Source organism: Entomomonas asaccharolytica (genome assembly GCF_016653615.1).
Classification (GTDB): domain Bacteria; phylum Pseudomonadota; class Gammaproteobacteria; order Pseudomonadales; family Pseudomonadaceae; genus Entomomonas; species Entomomonas asaccharolytica.
The window spans coordinates 2,864,526-2,881,578 of record NZ_CP067393.1; the positions used below are offsets into that span (position 1 = coordinate 2,864,526).

Here is a 17,053-nt window from a genome sequence, read left to right on the forward strand (position 1 = left end):
CATAACTTCCATAGGGCTATATTAGTAATAGCCCTATTATCCTGTTATTTTCTTCTTCCAAGGTAACGCTTTTCTAAAAGCTTTCAAGGCTTGTTTTAATATATCTAAAGAATTTTGTCCTGCATATTGTTGCGCAATAAAGGCTTCATGAAATGCTTTAATCTGTTTTTGATAGTTTGGTAACGCTTGCATAGCTCTCAATGCAAAATCTGTTGGTCCTTCACCTATCTCTCGTCTAATACCATGTGTAGCAAGTAGTTTTTCAAACTGCTGATAATATCTAAGCACAGGATCTTGTTCACGCTTCCATGGTTTAAATAATAGGAGCATCCATATTGCTGTGATTAAAATAATACCTATAACTAACAATACGCCTAAATAAGTAAGGTTGGTTTTACCAAATAACCGTTGCAAGATACCGCGTTGTTGGTCACTATTATAACTAGAGATAAAAATATCCCATTCATTATTAAAATTTTCCCAACCCATACGTAACTTAGTTAAAATACTATCCGCACCATACCCTATCAAAGCATTATTGCCTGTTTGTGCCTGCTCTTCTTCCGATAATGCTTCATTCAACCCTCTTTCAATACGACTTGGTGCCACTTGAAAAGTAGGATCAATGGTTACCCAACCTTTTCCTTGCTCCCAATATTCAACCCATGCATGTGCATCAAACTGACGAACCTGTACAAAATTACCCGCAGTATTTATTTCACCACCTTGGTAACCAAGAATTACCCTAGCAGGGACTCCAGCTGCCCTTAAAATAAAAGTAGTAGCACTGGCATAATGTTCACAAAACCCTCTTTTAGTATCAAAAAAGAAAGCATCAACACTATTTTGCCCTAGATCTGGGGTATTCAATGTATAATGGTATGGTTCATTATGAAAACGTTTTAATAAAGCATCAACGATCTGACTAGTATTTCCTTGATAAGTTTTTCTTAACTCCTCACCAAACGCTCTAGCACGAGGGTCACTATTATTAACAGGAAGCTGTTGATTAATATTTGTACGAGGTGTTCTATCAGGTTCCTTTAATGCATTAAATGTTGAAGTTAGTTGATATGAATAAACTGTATCAATTGGTTTATTACGTTCTAAATGAAAGTCTGCTAAACGAGCTACCTGATTGGGTAAAGTTTGTGCTGTATCTAAGGCTATAACCCAAGTTTGTGAGCTGGGTTGCATAATAATGTTGTAACTCGTTTCATCTCTATTATTTGGTATAGCGCGCCAAGACGGTTCCCTACCTATACTATACTCAACATCCCATGCTTGACTCCAAGTACGACCGTTATAACTTTCTAGGGTCAAAGCTCGCCAATATAATTTATTTCGCGGTGGGATATTGCCATCTGTAAATGTTGCCCTTAATACCAATTCTGATGACTTAGTCATATTAGCAATCTCACCAGGTGTCATTTTATTTGAAACACCTGTGGTTTGCTGTTTTTTAGGCATAGGTAAGGTCCATAAAGGATCTAACCGCGGAAAAAAGAAGAATAAGACAAGCATTAAGGGTATAGCTTGTAATAATAAAATAGTCGCTAACTTCATGGTAGCCAATGGATGGATAGCTAATTTTATTTGATTAAGCCCTATTAAAGCAGCCATTAAAGTTACTATAGGCAATAATGAATAACTAACCCATGCAAAGCTATTATCATAAAGATAAAGTGAAGTGACTACTAAAAAACCTATATAAAGAATAACTAGTGCATCTCGTTTGGTTTTTAGTTCAATTAATTTTAATGAAAAAGCCGCGACAAGTAATGCTAGCCCCCCCTCTAATCCTAAAACAGTACCACGTGTGAAATAAATACCAATACCAATAATAACTATCAAGCCAACTTTGATAATTTTATTGGGATAATTAAATTTCATTCGGTAAATTTGGATACGCCATACAGCACAGCCTAGCCATAGACCCAATGTCCACCATGGCAAATAAAATAATAGTGGGAAAATAGCCAATGCTTGAGCAATTAATAACCACGTTAAACCATTGCGAGTAACTAATGCAGTATTTTCTGTCATTGTGTTACTCCATGCATGGCTAAGGCATATAATGCTGCTAGTTTATGTTTATCGCCTATGGATGGCGCTAATTCAAACCCAGGTAATCTTACACCATAAGGCTGCTGCTCTTGTTCTAGCTTCAATACCCAAAAACAAAGCACAGATAAACGGTGTTCAACACTTCCATCAACTTGATCAAAATCTAACCAAGGCTCCTTACCTGCCAGTGCGGAAAAATCCCTTACAAAAAGCCCCTGACCTTTAGAAAAAGATTTCCAGTTAACCAAGCGCATAGAATCCCCTGGTTGATAAGTTCGTAACCCCTGAAAATCATCAACGCCTTTTCCGTGTGCATGTAAACCTTCTTCTTCCTTACCTGCGTGGCCAAGTGTTGATATCACCCCTTCAATAGGTTTAGGATAAACAACCACTTTAAATAATAGATTAATTTGCACCCAAGTGACAAATAATCCTAATGGAAACTGGGTTTCTAAATGGACTTTTCCTGGAGAAAAAACACCACGCTTTTTGGCTAATTTTGCTAACAGTATTTCAGCACCTGCTAACTTATCAATATCTATTAACTGTAAATGATTATCTTCTTGTTTTTTTCGACTATCATTCCAAATAACTGCTATCGCTTGCCGTGTTGCGCCTTTAGTCACCTCCAAGCGCATTCTGAAATTAGCCAAATCTCCTGCAAAAACAGGCTCTGCTCCTGCATTTATTAGCTTAATTCCAGAGAGATTCCGACAGGTATGGATAATGGTAAGAAACATCACTGCGCTTAATAAAAAACACAATCCATACGCTAAGTTATTTTGGTAATTAATACCTACCAATAAAATAATAAGGAGTAATAATATAAAGGCCAAACCTGCCTTAGTAGGCAGTACATATACCCGTTTACTATTAAGCGAAATTTCTCGACCAACAAGCATGCGCTTATCAACCCATTTTTCAAATTGCTTACTAATAATAGCCATTAGATAACAGGAACTTTCGTCAATAGCTGTTGCACCAACGCTCCACCCTGCTGCCCTATTTGGTCATGTAAGCGATGTCCCACCACAGCTGGTAAAACTGCTTGCACATCCTCTGGAATCACGTAATCACGACCTGCTAAATAAGCCCAAGACCTAGCAGCTGCTAACAATCCCAAACTAGCTCGAGGAGATAACCCTTCACCAAAACCATCCTCCACACGAGATAATGTAACTATTCTTAAAATGTAATCAATAATAGCTTCACTGGTTTTTATTTGAGGAATGATTGCTTGTGCTTGTTTTAATTCTTGATGAGTTAAAATAGGATCTATATTAGGTAGAATAGTGCGTCTTGACTGCCCCATCAATAAGGCTTTTTCTGCTGCTTGTGCAGGATAACCCAAAGATAATCGCATTAAAAAACGGTCTAATTGTGAATCAGGTAATGCGAATGTTCCCCCTTGATTAGAAGGATTTTGCGTAGCAATTACAAAAAAAGGATCTGGTAATAATCTTGTCATTCCTTCGATAGTAACCTGCCCTTCTTCCATAGCTTCCAATAAAGCACTTTGGCTTTTAGGGGTAGCGCGGTTGATTTCATCTGCTAACACTAACTCAACAAAAATAGGCCCAGGATGAAATATAAACTCACCTGTATTCTTATCAAACACTGAAGTGCCTAAAATATCACCAGGCAATAAATCAGAAGTAAATTGAATACGTTGAAAAGTTAGCCCCATCACTCTAGCTAATGCTTGGCTTAATGTCGTTTTACCCATTCCAGGTAAATCTTCTAATAACAAATGACCTTTTGCCAGTAAACAGGTAACCGCTAACCGAACTTGTAAATCTTTTCCCAACACTACTTTATTAACGATATTAATACAGTTATTAAGTTTGGTAAGCATCTAATATTCCTTTGATAACACAGCTATATCTAAACAGTTAGAGCAGACTACGAGAGTAGTTAACTAATATTAACTAACAGTAGCTATTGAGCTAAACGTAAAATCTAACAGTTAATAGTACAAGATTCTACAAAATAATTGTAAAACAATTTACTTAAAGAATAATGAGATTAGTAATTTTATTGGTAGAAATAAACTTTATCCCTATTTTTTTCTACACCTTTAATAATAAAAAAGCCCAACATAAGTTGGGCTTTTTAACAAGTAAACCCTAATTATTTAAGGATTTTAGATACAACACCTGCACCTACTGTACGACCACCTTCACGAATAGCGAAACGTAAACCGTCTTCCATCGCGATTGGGTTAATTAAAGTAACAACCATTTTCACGTTATCACCTGGCATAACCATTTCAGTACCTTCTGGTAATTCACAAGAACCAGTTACGTCAGTAGTACGGAAGTAGAATTGTGGACGGTAGCCTTTGAAGAAAGGAGTGTGACGACCACCTTCTTCTTTTGACAAAATGTACACTTCACATTCAAACTCAGTGTGAGGAGTGATAGAACCTGGTTTAGCTAATACTTGACCACGTTCAACGTCTTCACGCTTAGTACCACGTAATAATGCACCAATGTTCTCACCTGCACGACCTTCGTCTAGCAATTTACGGAACATTTCAACACCAGTACAGGTAGTTTTAGTCGTAGGACGTAAGCCAACGATTTCAATTTCTTCACCAGTCTTAACAATACCACGCTCAACACGGCCAGTTACCACAGTACCACGACCAGAGATTGAGAACACGTCTTCGATTGGCATTAAGAATGGTTGATCGATAGCACGTACAGGCTCAGGGATATACGAATCTAAAGTTTCAACTAGTTTACGAACTGCTGAAACACCGATTTCGTTATCATCTTTACCTTCTAATGCCATTAATGCAGAACCGATAATGATAGGAGTATCATCACCTGGGAAGTCGTAGCTGTTTAATAAGTCACGAACTTCCATCTCTACTAATTCGATCAACTCAGCATCATCAACCATGTCTGCTTTGTTTAAGAATACCACGATGTAAGGTACACCTACTTGACGAGACAATAAGATGTGCTCACGAGTTTGTGGCATAGGACCATCAGCAGCTGAACAAACAAGGATAGCACCATCCATTTGTGCAGCACCAGTGATCATGTTTTTAACATAGTCAGCATGGCCTGGGCAGTCAACGTGCGCGTAGTGACGAGCTGGAGAGTCGTACTCTACGTGAGATGTATTAATAGTAATACCACGAGCCTTTTCTTCTGGAGCATTATCGATTTGGTCGAATGCTTTAGCAGAACCACCCCAAGTATCAGAGCACACTTTAGTTAATGCTGCTGTTAGAGTAGTTTTACCATGGTCCACGTGACCGATTGTACCTACGTTTACGTGGGGTTTGTTACGTTCAAATTTTTCCTTAGCCACGAGAATAAACCTCTTATCAAATCAAATGGAAATATTAACCTTGTTTTTTACTAATTGCTTCAGCAATATTTGATGGTGCCTCAGCATATTTCAAGAACTCCATAGAGTAACTTGCACGACCCTGAGACATTGAGCGAACATCGGTAGCATAACCGAACATTTCACCCAATGGAACTTCTGCTCTAATAACTGTACCAGAAACAGAATCTTCCATACCCTGAATCATACCACGACGGCGGTTAAGGTCACCCATTACATCGCCCATGTAGTCTTCAGGAGTTACCACTTCAACTTTCATAATAGGCTCTAACAACACTGCTCCACCTTTGGTAGAAAGTTGTTTAGTTGCCATTGAAGCAGCAAATTTAAATGCCATCTCGGAAGAGTCAACATCATGGTATGAACCATCAAATACTGTTGCTTTTAAACCTAACAGAGGATAACCGGCAACCACACCGTTTTTCATCTGTTCTTCAATACCCTTCTGGATAGCTGGAATATATTCTTTAGGAATAGCACCACCAACGATTTCGTTAATAAATACTAGACCTTCTTGCCCTTCATCAGCAGGAGCAAAACGAATCCAACAATGACCATATTGACCACGACCACCTGATTGACGAACGTATTTACCTTCAACTTCACAGGTATTACGAATCGCTTCACGGTAAGCAACTTGTGGTTTACCAATATTAGCCTCAACACCAAATTCGCGTTTCATACGATCAACGATGATGTCTAAATGCAACTCACCCATACCAGAAATAATGGTTTGACCTGATTCTTCATCTGTTTTAACACGGAATGAAGGGTCTTCTTGAGCTAATTTACTTAAAGCAAGACCCATTTTTTCTTGGTCAGCTTTAGTTTTTGGCTCAACAGCTACCGAAATAACTGGTTCTGGGAAATCCATACGCTCAAGGATAATTTGCTTGTCGTTATCGCATAAAGTATCACCTGTAGTAACATCTTTCATACCGATAAGCGCAGCAATATCACCTGCACGTACTTCATCAATTTCTTTACGATCGTTAGCATGCATTTGCACCATACGACCAACACGCTCTTTTTTACCCTTTACAGAGTTAATCACAGAGTCGCCTGATTTTAGTACACCTGAATAAACACGTACGAAAGTTAACGTTCCTACGAATTTATCAGAAGCAATTTTAAATGCTAACGCTGAGAATGGTTCGCTGTCATCTGCATGACGCTCATCATGTTTCTCTTCATCATCTGGATCAGTTCCTTTAATAGCAGGAATTTCATCAGGTGCTGGTAAGAATTGAATCACCGCATCTAGCACTAATGGTACACCTTTATTTTTAAAGGAAGAACCACACACTGCAGGCACAATTTCATTAGCTAATGTACGAATACGTAGGCCAGCAACGATATCTTCATAAGATAAGTCACCTTCTTCTAAGTATTTATTCATTAACTCTTCATTCGCTTCAGCCGCAGCTTCAACCATGTTAGAACGGTATTCTTCAGCTTGTGCTTGTAACTCAGCTGGAATTTCTTCTTCGCGATAAGTTACACCTTTATCATCTTCATTCCAATAGATTGCTTTCATTTTTAATAAATCTACTTGGCCTTGGAAGTTATCCTCAGCACCAATTGGAAGTTGAATTGGTACAGGTGTATGACCTAAACGATTTTTGATTTGGTCAACAACACGTAAGAAATTAGCACCAGCACGGTCCATTTTATTAACGTACACAACACGAGGTACGCAATATTTATTTGCTTGACGCCATACAGTTTCAGATTGTGGTTCAACACCAGAAGTACCACAAAACACTACTACTGCACCATCAAGTACACGTAATGAACGCTCTACTTCAATAGTAAAGTCAACGTGACCAGGAGTATCAATTACGTTAACACGATAATTATCAAACTGCTTACTTGAGCCAGACCAAAACGCTGTTGTTGCAGCAGAAGTAATAGTAATACCGCGCTCTTGTTCTTGTTCCATCCAGTCCATGGTGGCAGCACCATCATGAACCTCACCTAATTTGTGATTTACACCGGTATAGAACAGAATACGTTCTGTAGTGGTAGTTTTACCAGCATCAACGTGCGCACAGATACCAATATTACGATAACGATTAATAGGAGTTGTACGAGCCATAAGGTCCTCGTTAAATAATTAATACAGTTAGAAACGATAGTGAGAGAATGCTTTGTTGGCTTCAGCCATACGATGCACGTCTTCACGCTTCTTAACTGCTGCTCCTTTACCTTCAGAAGCATCTAATAATTCACCCGCTAGTCTAAGCGCCATAGATTTTTCACCGCGCTTACGGGAAGCATCTACTAACCAGCGCATTGCTAGCGCATTACGGCGTGATGGGCGTACTTCTACCGGCACCTGATAAGTTGCACCACCTACACGGCGTGACTTTACTTCTACTAAGGGAGCGATAGCCTCAAGTGCTTTTTCGAAGAACTCTAAAGGTTGCTCGGTATTTTTACGCTGTTTAATGGTTTCAAGCGCGCCGTAAACGATACGTTCGGCGACTGCTTTTTTACCACTTTCCATCACGTGATTGATAAACTTAGCGAGAATTTGACTTCCATACTTAGGATCATCAAGAATTTCACGCTTCGCTGCTACACGACGTCTTGGCATTGGATAAGCCCTCTAAAACGGTCTTCAGGTTAGTTCGGGATAATCCCGTCCTTACTCTTATCGACTCAAAAAAATTAAAAAATTACTTAGGACGCTTCGCGCCATATTTTGAACGACCTTGCTTACGGTCTTTAACACCAGTGGTATCTAAAGAACCACGCACAGTATGATAACGCACACCTGGCAAGTCTTTAACACGACCACCACGGATTAGTACCACACTATGCTCTTGCAAGTTATGACCTTCACCACCAATGTATGAAGTCACTTCGTATCCATTAGTTAAACGCACACGACATACTTTACGCATAGCCGAGTTTGGTTTTTTAGGTGTAGTTGTGTAAACACGTACACAAACTCCACGACGTTGGGGGCAGCGCTGCAAAGCTGGCACGTCACTTTTTTCGACGAGACGCTTGCGAGGCTTGCGCACCAATTGATTAATTGTTGCCATCTATCGCTCCACGAAACATTTTTACAACATAATAAAAATGGCGAGGCAAAACCCCGCCAAATTTAGGGATATAAAGTCTAAAGACAATCAATCCCTACGTCAAGCAAACAATGATATTTTGTCAATATAACTTAATTTTCTGTTAAGTTTAATGCTTCTGTTAATGCTGCTTCCACTTCATCAGCACTCACTTGCGCATTTGGATCAATATCACGTTTTTGTTTGCGTTCATTATGGTAAGTTAAACCTGTACCTGCTGGTATCAAGCGACCAACCACAACGTTTTCTTTAAGTCCACGTAAATAATCACGTTTGCCTGTTACCGCTGCTTCAGTAAGAACACGTGTTGTTTCTTGGAATGAAGCCGCAGAGATAAAGGACTCAGTAGATAATGAAGCTTTAGTAATACCTAATAAAATTCGCTCATATTTTGCTGGGAATTTATTAGCTGCTGCTAGCTCTTCATTTTCTTCAAGTACTTTGGTTAATTCTGCTTGATCGCCTTTGATTAAGCTTGAATCACCTGTTTCAGAAACTTCCACTTTACGTAACATTTGGCGTAAGATCGTTTCAATATGCTTATCGTTAATCTTCACACCTTGTAAACGATAAACTTCTTGAATTTCTTGCACGATATAATGTGCTAAAGCAGAAACACCTAATAAACGTAAAATATCGTGTGGATTACTTGGGCCATCCGAAATTACTTCACCACGGCTTACTTGCTCACCTTCAAACACGTTCAGGTGACGCCATTTTGGAATTAACTCTTCGTATGGCTCTGCACCATCAGTTGGCGTAATCACTAAACGACGTTTACCTTTAGTTTCTTTACCGAAAGAAATCGTACCACTTATTTCTGCAAGAATTGCAGGCTCTTTCGGACGACGCGCTTCAAACAAGTCAGCTACACGAGGTAGACCACCCGTAATATCACGAGTCTTAACCGTTTCAGTTGGGATACGGGCAATAACTTCACCGATACCAATCTTCGCACCATCAGTAATATTTACTAAGGCATTAGCAGGTAATAAGTATTGTGCTGGTACATCAGTACCTGGTAATAATAAATCTTTACCTTTCGCATCAATTAATTTAACCGCAGGACGAATATCTTTACCTGCCACAGGACGATCTTTAGGATCCATTACCTGAATATTAGTCAAACCAGTTAGTTCATCAGCTTGACGTTTAATGGTAATACCTTCTTCCATACCTACGAAAGAAACCATACCCTCAACTTCAGAAACAATTGGGTGAGTACTTGGATCCCATTTAGCAATTACAGCGCCTGCGGCTACCTTATCACCATCATTAATAGTAATTACTGCACCATAAGGTAATTTATAACGCTCACGCTCACGGCCAAACTCATCGGCAACCGCTAACTCACCTGAACGAGATACAGCTACTAAAGCACCATCAGCACGCACAACATGTTTTAAGTTATGTAAACGTACTGTTCCACCGTTCTTCACTTGAACGCTATCAGCTGCTGCACTACGGCTAGCCGCACCACCGATATGGAAGGTACGCATGGTTAACTGGGTACCTGGCTCACCAATTGATTGAGCAGCAATAACACCAACAGATTCACCCATGTTTACAAGGTGACCACGTGCTAAATCACGACCATAACATTGAGCACATAAACCATAACGCGATTCACAGGTGATTGGTGAACGTACAAATATTTCATCAACATTCATGTGCTCAACAAATTCAACCCATTTCTCATCAAGCAATGTTCCTGCTGGAATGATCACATCATTTTTGCTACCTGGTTTGATAACATCATTAGCAACCACGCGACCTAATACTCGCTCAGCTAATGGCTCAACCACTTCACCGCCTTCAATATAGGCTGTCATTAATAAGCCTTGATCTGTACCACAATCACGCTCATTTACTACCAAGTCTTGTGCTACATCTACTAGACGACGAGTTAAGTAACCAGAGTTAGCTGTTTTTAACGCTGTATCTGCTAAACCTTTACGTGCACCGTGGGTAGAAATAAAGTATTGTAATACATTTAAGCCTTCACGGAAGTTAGCAATAATTGGGGTTTCGATAATAGAACCATCTGGTTTAGCCATCAAACCACGCATACCTGCTAACTGACGAATCTGTGCTGCAGAACCCCGCGCACCTGAGTCAGCCATCATATACATAGAGTTGAAAGACTCTTGCTCTACTTCTTTACCTTCGCGATCTATAACCTTTTCTTTGGAAAGGTTAGCCATCATCGCTTTTGATACTTCATCGTTAGCTTTTGACCAAAGGTCAATTACCTTATTATACTTCTCACCTTGTGTTACCAAACCAGAAGCATATTGGCTTTCAATCTCTTTCACTTCACGGGTAGCACTTTCAATAATACGTCTTTTCTCATCAGGAATAACGAAGTCATTCACTCCGATAGATACGCCTGATAAGGTAGAGTATGCAAAACCTGTGTACATTAATTGGTCAGCAAAAATTACGGTGTCTTTTAATCCCACTGTACGATAAGCTTGGTTAATTAGCTTAGAAATTGCTTTCTTTTTCATGGGTTGGTTAACCACATCAAAAGACAAGCCTTCTGGTACAATTTGGAATAACAATGCGCGACCAATCGTTGTATCAACAATACGCGTATTTTTAGTCACTTCACCTGTATCACGATCTTTTACAGTCTCATTAATACGTACTTTTACTTTAGCATGTAGTGCTGCTTCACCTGAACGATAAGCGCGATCTACTTCTTGTAAGTCAGCAAAGGCACGACCTTCACCTTTTGCATTGACTGCATCACGAGTCATATAGTAAAGACCTAATACCACGTCCTGTGAAGGAACGATAATAGGCTCACCATTGGCTGGTGATAATACGTTGTTAGTAGACATCATTAACGCACGCGCTTCTAATTGCGCTTCAATGGTTAATGGCACGTGTACTGCCATTTGGTCACCGTCGAAGTCAGCGTTATAAGCCGCACATACTAACGGATGTAACTGAATAGCTTTACCTTCAATTAATACAGGTTCAAACGCTTGAATACCTAAGCGGTGCAGCGTAGGTGCACGGTTTAATAGTACTGGATGTTCGCGGATTACATCAGCTAAAACGTCCCATACTTCTGGTAACTCACGCTCCACCATTTTCTTAGCAGCTTTAATAGTAGTCGCAATGCCGCGTGCTTCTAATTTACCAAAAATAAATGGTTTGAATAATTCAAGTGCCATTTTCTTAGGTAAACCACATTGATGTAAACGTAAAGTAGGGCCTACAGTAATTACAGAACGACCAGAGTAGTCAACACGCTTACCTAATAAGTTCTGACGGAAACGACCTTGTTTACCTTTGATCATATCAGCCAAAGATTTTAAAGGACGTTTGTTAGAACCAGTGATAGCGCGGCCGCGACGACCGTTATCTAATAGCGCATCTACAGATTCTTGTAACATACGTTTTTCGTTACGTACGATAATATCTGGTGCTGCTAAATCTAATAAACGTTTTAGACGGTTATTACGATTGATCACACGACGGTATAAATCGTTAAGATCAGATGTCGCAAAACGACCACCATCTAAAGGTACTAGTGGACGCAAATCAGGTGGGAGAACTGGTAATACAGTTAAAATCATCCACTCAGGCTTATTGCCAGAGTTTTTGAAGGCTTCCATTAATTTTAAACGCTTAGATAACTTCTTGATCTTAGTTTCTGAATTAGTTTGCGGAATTTCTTCACGCAAGGTATTAATTTCATGGTCTAAGTCAATTTGCATTAATAGTTCACGAATTGCTTCTGCACCCATCCGTGCATCAAACTCATCAGCAAACTCTTCTAAGGCTTCAAAGTATTGTTCATCATTTAATAATTGACCTTTTTCTAAGGTAGTCATACCTGGGTCAATTACTACATAACTTTCGAAATAGAGCACGCGCTCAATATCACGAAGCGTCATATCTAATAATAAGCCAATACGTGATGGTAATGATTTTAAGAACCAAATATGCGCAGTAGGTGAAGCTAATTCAATATGCCCCATACGCTCACGACGTACTTTAGTTAAGGCAACTTCCACACCACACTTCTCACAAATCACACCACGGTGTTTTAAGCGTTTGTACTTACCACACAGACACTCATAGTCTTTTACTGGACCAAAGATTTTGGCGCAGAATAAACCATCACGCTCAGGTTTAAAGGTACGATAGTTAATGGTTTCTGGTTTTTTCACTTCACCAAAAGACCATGAACGAATCATTTCAGGGGAAGCCAGACCTATACGGATCGCATCGAACTCACCTGACTGACCTTGATTTTTCAATAAATTAAGCAAATCTTTCAAAGCTTTTCCTCCTAGCGGAGCAGGAACAGCACCCAATTGTCTGTTCCTCTGCTAAACACGTGTTATTCAGTTTCTAGTTCGATATCGATACCGAGTGAACGGATTTCTTTAATCAATACATTAAAGGATTCTGGCATACCAGCTTCCATTGTATGATTACCATCCACGATGTTTTTATACATCTTAGTACGACCGTTCACATCATCCGACTTCACAGTCAACATTTCTTGTAAGGTGTAAGCGGCACCATATGCTTCTAATGCCCACACTTCCATCTCACCGAACCGCTGACCACCAAATTGTGCTTTACCACCTAAAGGCTGTTGCGTTACAAGGCTGTAAGAACCTGTAGAACGAGCATGCATCTTATCATCCACTAAGTGGTTGAGTTTCAACATGTACATATAACCTACAGTTACTGGGCGCTCGAAAGCATCACCAGTACGGCCGTTGTATAAACGCATTTGACCCGACTCAGGCATATCTGCTAGTTTCAACATTGCCTTGATTTCTGTTTCCTTGGCACCATCGAATACCGCGGTAGCCATAGGAACACCTTTACGTAAGTTGTTGGCTAGATTAATAACTTCTTGATCGGTTAATTCATCAATATTTTCTTGACGACCACCTATTTCGTTATAGATCTCATTTAAGAACTCACGCATTTCAGCAACTTTACGCTGTTCTTCTAACATGCGATTGATCTTAACGCCTAAACCTTTAGCTGCTAAACCCAAATGGGTTTCTAGAATTTGTCCCACGTTCATACGTGAAGGTACACCGAGTGGGTTTAATACGATATCCACTGGCTCACCGTTTTCATCATATGGCATATCTTCTACAGGCATGATGACTGATACCACACCCTTATTACCATGACGACCAGCCATCTTATCACCAGGCTGTATACGACGTTTAACCGCTAAGTAAACTTTAACAATTTTTAAAACACCTGGTGCTAAATCATCACCTTGTTGTAGTTTGCGTTTCTTATCTTCAAACTTCTCATCTAACAACTTACGACGATCAGCCAGATAAGCTTGTGCTTTTTCCAATTGCTCATTAAGTGCATCATCAGCCATACGAATCTTGAACCATTGACCATGTTCAATATCATCAAGAATCTCTTGGGTTAATGCTGTACCTTTCTTAAGGCCTGCACCACCATCAGCTTTATTACCTACTAAGGCTGCACTTAACCGTTCAAAAGTAGCCGTTTCAACGATACGGAATTCTTCATTTAAATCTTTACGAATAGCGTCTAACTGAGATTTTTCAATCGCTAAAGCACGCGCATCACGCTCTACACCTTCACGGGTAAATACCTGTACATCGATTACTGTACCTTTAGTTGCAGTAGGTACACGTAATGAAGTATCTTTTACATCACTGGCTTTTTCACCAAAGATAGCACGTAATAGCTTTTCTTCTGGCGTTAATTGAGTTTCACCTTTAGGGGTTACTTTACCTACTAAAATATCACCTGGTTGAACTTCAGCACCTACGTAAACAATACCTGACTCATCTAACTTATTAAGAGCCATTTCACCTACGTTAGGAATATCTGATGTAATCTCTTCTGGGCCAAGCTTAGTATCACGAGATACACAAGTTAACTCTTGAATATGGATAGTAGTGAAACGATCTTCTTGTACTACGCGCTCAGATAATAAAATCGAGTCTTCGAAGTTATAACCATTCCAAGGCATAAACGCCACACGCATATTTTGACCAAGTGCCAACTCACCCATATCAGTAGAAGGACCATCTGCCAAAATATCACCACGTGCAACTACATCACCTTTTTGTACTAAAGGTGTTTGGTTAATACAGGTATTTTGATTAGAACGGGTGTACTTAGTTAGGTTGTAAATATCAACCCCTGCTTCACCTGTTTCCACCTCATCATTAGCAACACGTACCACAATACTACTTGCGTCTACTGAGTCGATCACACCACCACGAGTTGCAACCACACACACACCTGAGTCACGAGCGACATAACGCTCCATACCTGTTCCCACTAACGGTTTATCCGCTAATAAAGTAGGTACCGCTTGACGTTGCATGTTAGAACCCATCAAAGCACGGTTCGCATCGTCATGCTCAAGGAACGGAATTAAAGAAGCAGCTACAGATACCACCTGTTTAGGTGATACATCCATTAGAGTCACATCTTCAGGTGCCTTAACAGTAAATTCGTTCATATGACGAACAGCTACTAATTCTTCAACCAGTTTGCCTTTTTCTAATTTAGCACTAGCCTGAGCAATCACATGATCAGCTTCTTCAATCGCAGATAAGTAAACAATTTCATCCGTTACTTTGGCATTTTTAACCACACGATATGGACTCTCTAAAAAACCATATTCGTTAGTACGCGCATAAGCAGCTAATGAGTTAATCAAACCAATATTTGGACCTTCAGGTGTTTCAATAGGACATACACGACCATAATGAGTTGGATGTACGTCACGGACTTCGAAGCCAGCACGCTCACGAGTTAAACCACCTGGGCCTAATGCTGAAACACGGCGCTTATGGGTAATCTCAGATAATGGATTATTTTGATCCATAAACTGTGATAACTGGCTAGCACCAAAGAATTCTTTAATAGCAGCAGCCACTGGTTTAGCATTAATTAAATCTTGCGGCATTAAGCCTTCACTTTCTGCCATTGAGAGACGTTCTTTAACTGCACGTTCAACACGTACTAAACCAACACGGAATTGGTTTTCAGCCATTTCACCAACACAACGTACACGACGATTACCTAAGTGGTCAATATCGTCCACAGTGCCTTTACCGTTACGGATAGCTACTAAGGTTTTTAGAACATCAATAATATCTTCTTTACTTAATACACCAGAACCTTCAATTTCTTCTCGTCCAATACGACGATTAAACTTCATCCGACCCACAGTTGATAAGTCATAACGCTCTGGCGAGAAGAATAAATTACCAAATAAGTTTTCTGCTGCATCCTTGGTTGGCGGTTCGCCAGGACGCATCATGCGGTAAATTTCAACTAACGCTTCTAATTGATTGCTGGTACTATCATTTTTCAAAGTATCTGAAATAAATGGACCGCAATCAATATCATTGGTGTAAATCGTTTCAATACGTTGTACGCCTACTTTTACCAATTTAGACAGTAACTCTTGGGTAATTTCAGTATTACATTCAGCAATGATTTCACCCGTTGCTGGATCTGCCACATCGTGGGCTAAAGTACGACCAAGAATATACTCTAATGATACTTCAAGCTCAGTAATGCCAGCTTTTTCTAATAAATTAATATGACGAGCAGTAATCCGACGGCCTTGTTCAACAATTACTTTACCTTTCTCATCACGAATATCAAATGCAGCAATTTCACCACGTAAACGTGAAGCAACTAGCTCTAATGTTAAATGATCATCTTTAACATTAAAGATATTAGTGTCATAGAACTCGTTAAGAATTTCTTCTGTTGTATAGTTTAAAGCACGCAATAATACTGAAACAGGTAATTTACGACGGCGATCTATACGAACAAATACTTGGTCTTTCGGGTCAAATTCAAAATCTAACCATGAACCACGGTAAGGAATAATACGCGCTGAATATAATAACTTACCTGAACTATGTGTTTTTCCACGATCATGGTCGAAGAATACACCTGGACTACGGTGTAATTGAGATACAATTACCCGCTCAGTACCATTAATAATAAAAGTACCATTATCAGTCATTAAAGGCACTTCGCCCATATAGACTTCTTGTTCTTTAATATCTTTAATCGCTTTATTAGATGATTCACGATCGAAAATAATTAAACGAACTTTTACACGTAAAGGTACTGCATAGGTAATGCCACGTAAAATACATTCTTTAACATCAAATGCTGGCTCGCTAAAGCGGTAGCCCACATATTCTAGGGCAGCACTGCCTGAATTGCTGAGAATTGGAAAGACGGATTTAAAAGCTGCATGTAACCCTTTATCACGGAGTTGCTCTTTACTAACGCCTTTCTGTAAGAATTCTTTATAGGAATCTAACTGAATAGCTAGTAAATAGGGTACATCCATAACATCCGGCAACTTACTAAAATCTTTGCGGATACGTTTTTTTTCAGTATAAGAGTAAGCCATCGTGCGCCCCAGTGGTAATCTGGTTAAACTCATTCGATATAAATGAGCCTGAAAAAATCTTTAATTTCAAGAGGTTAACCTCTTAATTATAGCCCTAGGC

General features: G+C 39.5%; 9 protein-coding genes. All 9 read right to left on the reverse strand.

Features of this window, described 5'->3' with window-relative positions; all coding sequences use genetic code 11:
* Positions 1-36 precede the first annotated feature (36 nt).
* The 9 genes from JHT90_RS13315 to rpoB all read right to left on the reverse strand — a co-directional run bounded on the left by JHT90_RS13315 (position 37) and on the right by rpoB (position 16,953).
* Positions 37-2,046, reverse strand: coding sequence for a transglutaminase TgpA family protein (locus JHT90_RS13315; RefSeq protein WP_201091838.1), 2,010 nt, complete (start codon positions 2,044-2,046; stop codon positions 37-39).
* Positions 2,043-3,014 carry a DUF58 domain-containing protein gene (locus JHT90_RS13320; protein ID WP_201091840.1) on the reverse strand — a complete coding sequence of 324 codons (972 nt, stop codon included), beginning with the start codon at positions 3,012-3,014 and terminating at the stop codon, positions 2,043-2,045. Before JHT90_RS13320 ends, JHT90_RS13315 begins: the two co-directional genes overlap by 4 nt.
* Complete coding sequence (locus tag JHT90_RS13325; RefSeq protein ID WP_201091842.1) at positions 3,014-3,922, reverse strand: AAA family ATPase; 909 nt, start codon at positions 3,920-3,922, stop codon at positions 3,014-3,016. Before JHT90_RS13325 ends, JHT90_RS13320 begins: the two co-directional genes overlap by 1 nt.
* Before the next feature lie 275 nt (positions 3,923-4,197).
* Positions 4,198-5,391 carry an elongation factor Tu gene (gene tuf, locus JHT90_RS13330; protein ID WP_201091844.1) on the reverse strand — a complete coding sequence of 398 codons (1,194 nt, stop codon included), beginning with the start codon at positions 5,389-5,391 and terminating at the stop codon, positions 4,198-4,200.
* A gap of 34 nt (positions 5,392-5,425) precedes the next feature.
* On the reverse strand, positions 5,426-7,528 hold the full coding sequence (fusA, locus tag JHT90_RS13335) for an elongation factor G (protein WP_201091847.1): 2,103 nt from the start codon (positions 7,526-7,528) through the stop codon (positions 5,426-5,428).
* A gap of 27 nt (positions 7,529-7,555) precedes the next feature.
* Complete coding sequence (gene rpsG / locus JHT90_RS13340) at positions 7,556-8,029, reverse strand: 30S ribosomal protein S7 (RefSeq protein ID WP_201091855.1); 474 nt, start codon at positions 8,027-8,029, stop codon at positions 7,556-7,558.
* 82 nt (positions 8,030-8,111) lie between these two features.
* Positions 8,112-8,483 (reverse strand): 30S ribosomal protein S12, encoded by a 372-nt coding sequence (rpsL, locus tag JHT90_RS13345; RefSeq protein WP_201091858.1) that lies wholly within the window; start codon positions 8,481-8,483, stop codon positions 8,112-8,114.
* A 131-nt stretch (positions 8,484-8,614) separates the two neighbouring features.
* Complete coding sequence (gene rpoC / locus JHT90_RS13350) at positions 8,615-12,820, reverse strand: DNA-directed RNA polymerase subunit beta' (protein ID WP_201091860.1); 4,206 nt, start codon at positions 12,818-12,820, stop codon at positions 8,615-8,617.
* A gap of 62 nt (positions 12,821-12,882) precedes the next feature.
* Positions 12,883-16,953 carry a DNA-directed RNA polymerase subunit beta gene (gene rpoB, locus JHT90_RS13355; protein ID WP_201095906.1) on the reverse strand — a complete coding sequence of 1,357 codons (4,071 nt, stop codon included), beginning with the start codon at positions 16,951-16,953 and terminating at the stop codon, positions 12,883-12,885.
* Positions 16,954-17,053 lie beyond the last annotated feature (100 nt).

What these genes read in the sequence shown, in the direction of transcription:
- rpsL (WP_201091858.1), bottom strand. Translation starts at nt 8,483, where the DNA reads ATGGCAACAATTAATCAATTGGTGCGCAAGCCTCGCAAGCGTCTCGTC.
- rpsG (WP_201091855.1), bottom strand. Translation starts at nt 8,029, where the DNA reads ATGCCAAGACGTCGTGTAGCAGCGAAGCGTGAAATTCTTGATGATCCT.
- fusA (WP_201091847.1), bottom strand. Translation starts at nt 7,528, where the DNA reads ATGGCTCGTACAACTCCTATTAATCGTTATCGTAATATTGGTATCTGT.
- rpoB (WP_201095906.1), bottom strand. Translation starts at nt 16,953, where the DNA reads ATGGCTTACTCTTATACTGAAAAAAAACGTATCCGCAAAGATTTTAGT.
- JHT90_RS13315 (WP_201091838.1), bottom strand. Translation starts at nt 2,046, where the DNA reads ATGACAGAAAATACTGCATTAGTTACTCGCAATGGTTTAACGTGGTTA.
- JHT90_RS13320 (WP_201091840.1), bottom strand. Translation starts at nt 3,014, where the DNA reads ATGGCTATTATTAGTAAGCAATTTGAAAAATGGGTTGATAAGCGCATG.
- JHT90_RS13325 (WP_201091842.1), bottom strand. Translation starts at nt 3,922, where the DNA reads ATGCTTACCAAACTTAATAACTGTATTAATATCGTTAATAAAGTAGTG.